The organism is Rhodococcus sp. (in: high G+C Gram-positive bacteria) (assembly GCF_049299235.1).
Lineage (GTDB): Bacteria > Actinomycetota > Actinomycetes > Mycobacteriales > Mycobacteriaceae > Rhodococcus.
The window spans coordinates 1-2,472 of record NZ_JBAQXC010000313.1; the positions used below are offsets into that span (position 1 = coordinate 1).

Below are 2,472 nucleotides of genomic sequence, written 5' to 3' on the forward strand. Positions count from 1 at the left end.
GAACGCAGCACCAGCAGCAGCCATGCGCAGATCAGCGGGATTCGGGGCGGTCACTTCTGGGCCTCCTCGATGAAGGTCAGGATCGCGTCCGCGATGTCGGCGATGCCGTCTCGGATGCTCACTGTCGTACCTCCTGCAAGTCGCACACCGACCCCACCGGCGGCGTGAACCCCGGCTCCGCGGGATGGCACGCCGACACCAACGCACCCGTGAACAGGGCAGCGAAAATCAGAGACGCGTGAAGACGAGTCATGCGGCTCGCCTCCCCCGCGACGGGCGCTTACCCATCCGCCACGCGGCAGCATGCGACGGCAGAATCCACCAGCGGCCCTTACGTCCACCCGAAGACTGATGCGCCGGCGGATCGTTGAGTGCGGCGAGATCGTTGGCGCTGATGCCGGGTGCGATCTCGTCGTCACCTTCCCGCATAAATGAGGGCACTGCCTGACCTGCCAGGTTGTCGGCGTCGGCAACCTGGTCGACCTGCCGAGACTTTGGCGTGTACGTCTTGCCGTCCGTGCCGATCACAGGTGAGTCATTTGACTCACCTGCGGCCACCTCGCGGCTGACAGTCTTCTGACTCAGCCCGGTTGCCGCCGCGATCGCCCGCGTCGACAGCCCCGACTCGCGCAGGGACGCAACGACCTCGGCCCGCTCCTCACGCGGCAGACGCAGCCGCGACGTACCGAACTCGCGGGTGCAGTAGTCGTCCCAGCCGTCGTAGCCGAGCACCGCCCACGCGCGCTCGACATAGGCGCGCTTGACCAGTTCCCACGTCGCCTCGACGGCGACCTTGATCTGATCGGTGAGCGCGCGGGCTTCGGTAGCGCCCATCTGGGCGACCGCGGTAGTCATGCGGCGTCGATTCGTCGGTGCTTCTCCAGCACGGACACCGGCACGTTGAGTGCCACGGCCAACTTCTTCGTGACGGTCGCGTTCGGGTCGCGGCGGCCGTTCTCCAGGTCGCTGAGGTAACCGAGCGACATGCCCGCCGCCTTAGCGAGCGAGGTCAGCGAGTGGCCGTCCTTCTCGCGAAGCACCCTCAGCTCTTGCCAGGTGAGTCTCTTCTTCTCGGTCATGAGTTAGAAGGTACTGCGTAGATGTGCGTAGGTCAAGCGTAGTACGCGAAAAGGTCCGCGTAGGCCGCTGACCAGGCATGTTCGAAAATGACACGCTTAGGATCGCCGACACGCATCAGGCGTCCTTGCCGAGCCACAGGCGCAGCGTCCGGCGCGTCACACCAAGTTCCCGGTGCAGCGCATACTCGCTGGCACCATCCTCGACTGCGAGCACTGCAATGGCGCGGGCCGCGGCCTTCGCATCCTCCAGCGCAGCGTTCAGGCGGCCGATCTCCCGGCCGGCGTCGGTGGGCGTCGTCTCGCCGAGTAGGTGCTGCACTGCGGCCGACAGCGCTGCGGACCGTACGTCCTGGTCCTCCGGCTCGGGGTGCCGGGTCGCGACGTCGTCCCAGATGGTGATGAATCGGTCGCGCTGCTCGGTGGTCAGGGTCGCGTCGCCGAGCCAGGCGTCGATCGCGGTGTCGTCGTTGTGCATGATGATCTCTTTCGTGGCGGTAGCGGGTGTGGTGGTCAGAGTCCGGCGATCTCGCGGATGTGTGCAGCTTGGTCGTCGTCGAAGCCGAGGGTGGCGATGGCGTCCTCGTCGTCCATGACGTCGCCGCCCATCGCCTCGGCGAATGCGTCGCCTTCGGCGGTGCGTCCCCACGAGGGGACGTGGTAGAGGCCCTGCGCCTGGTCGGCGTGCTCGTAGAGTGCGCGGGCGTAGCCTTGGCCTCGCTCGGCCTCGTCGACCTCGACGTTGAGGATGAGGCCGTTGCGGTGCGCGTCGAGGTGTGCGACCTGTGCGCCGTCGACGTGGAGGCTGTAGACGATGGCGTCCATGCCGTCGATGATCTGGTCTGCGGAGTGGATCTCGTAGCTGCTCATGCATACGAGTATACATACGATGGATACTGGTGTACATACCGTATTGAGATTCACCCGAACGGACTACCCGCCCTCGCGCCACGCCCGGTGAAACGCGCGCGCACTACATCGACCGCGCCGCGTCCGCTCCTGATGCGTCGGCGGCCTCAACCTCGACTGCCGCGAACGGCCGACACGACGGACCGACTACCGCCTGGACAGTCCTGGTCAGATCCTCTGCGAACCGCTGAGCCTGATCGTGGAGCGTCTCCGTCACCGGGTAGCGCGGTTGATCAGGAACTCAAGGTTGCGGATATCGGCAAGGAGCCCGCGCTCATGCGCATCAAGCTCCCAGAGCTTGCCACGGCGTTCGAGCTCGTCACGACTCATACCCGACTGACGGATCAGGTCATCGCGCTCACCCTTGGCTTCCTCTACCGTCAGAGAACGCACTAGGTCCCGCGGGGGCAAGACTGCGGTCATGGTGAACCTCCTCTGCGATGAATCCAGTGTGCGCTGGTGCTCGCCAGTATGCACTAGCTCAATC

Annotated in this window: 6 protein-coding genes; all 6 read right to left on the reverse strand. The window is 65.5% G+C overall.

Going from position 1 to position 2,472, the window contains the following annotated elements; genetic code table 11:
* Positions 1–50: 50 nt before the first annotated feature.
* Positions 51–191, reverse strand: coding sequence for a hypothetical protein (locus tag WAX14_RS19350; RefSeq protein WP_422629670.1), 141 nt, complete (start codon positions 189–191; stop codon positions 51–53).
* 58 nt (positions 192–249) lie between these two features.
* Entirely contained in the window at positions 250–855 is a 606-nt protein-coding gene (locus tag WAX14_RS19355) for a hypothetical protein (protein WP_422629671.1), read from the reverse strand.
* Entirely contained in the window at positions 852–1,079 is a 228-nt protein-coding gene (locus tag WAX14_RS19360) for a helix-turn-helix domain-containing protein (protein WP_422629672.1), read from the reverse strand. Before WAX14_RS19360 ends, WAX14_RS19355 begins: the two co-directional genes overlap by 4 nt.
* A gap of 115 nt (positions 1,080–1,194) precedes the next feature.
* A complete protein-coding gene (locus tag WAX14_RS19365; protein ID WP_422629673.1) occupies positions 1,195–1,554 on the reverse strand; it encodes a hypothetical protein in 360 nt (119 codons plus the stop codon).
* Between the two features lie 35 nt (positions 1,555–1,589).
* Entirely contained in the window at positions 1,590–1,946 is a 357-nt protein-coding gene (locus WAX14_RS19370) for a hypothetical protein (RefSeq protein WP_422629674.1), read from the reverse strand.
* Positions 1,947–2,198: 252 nt separating this feature from the next.
* Positions 2,199–2,472: hypothetical protein (locus tag WAX14_RS19375; protein ID WP_422629675.1), on the reverse strand; the 274-nt coding region annotated here is incomplete at its 5' end.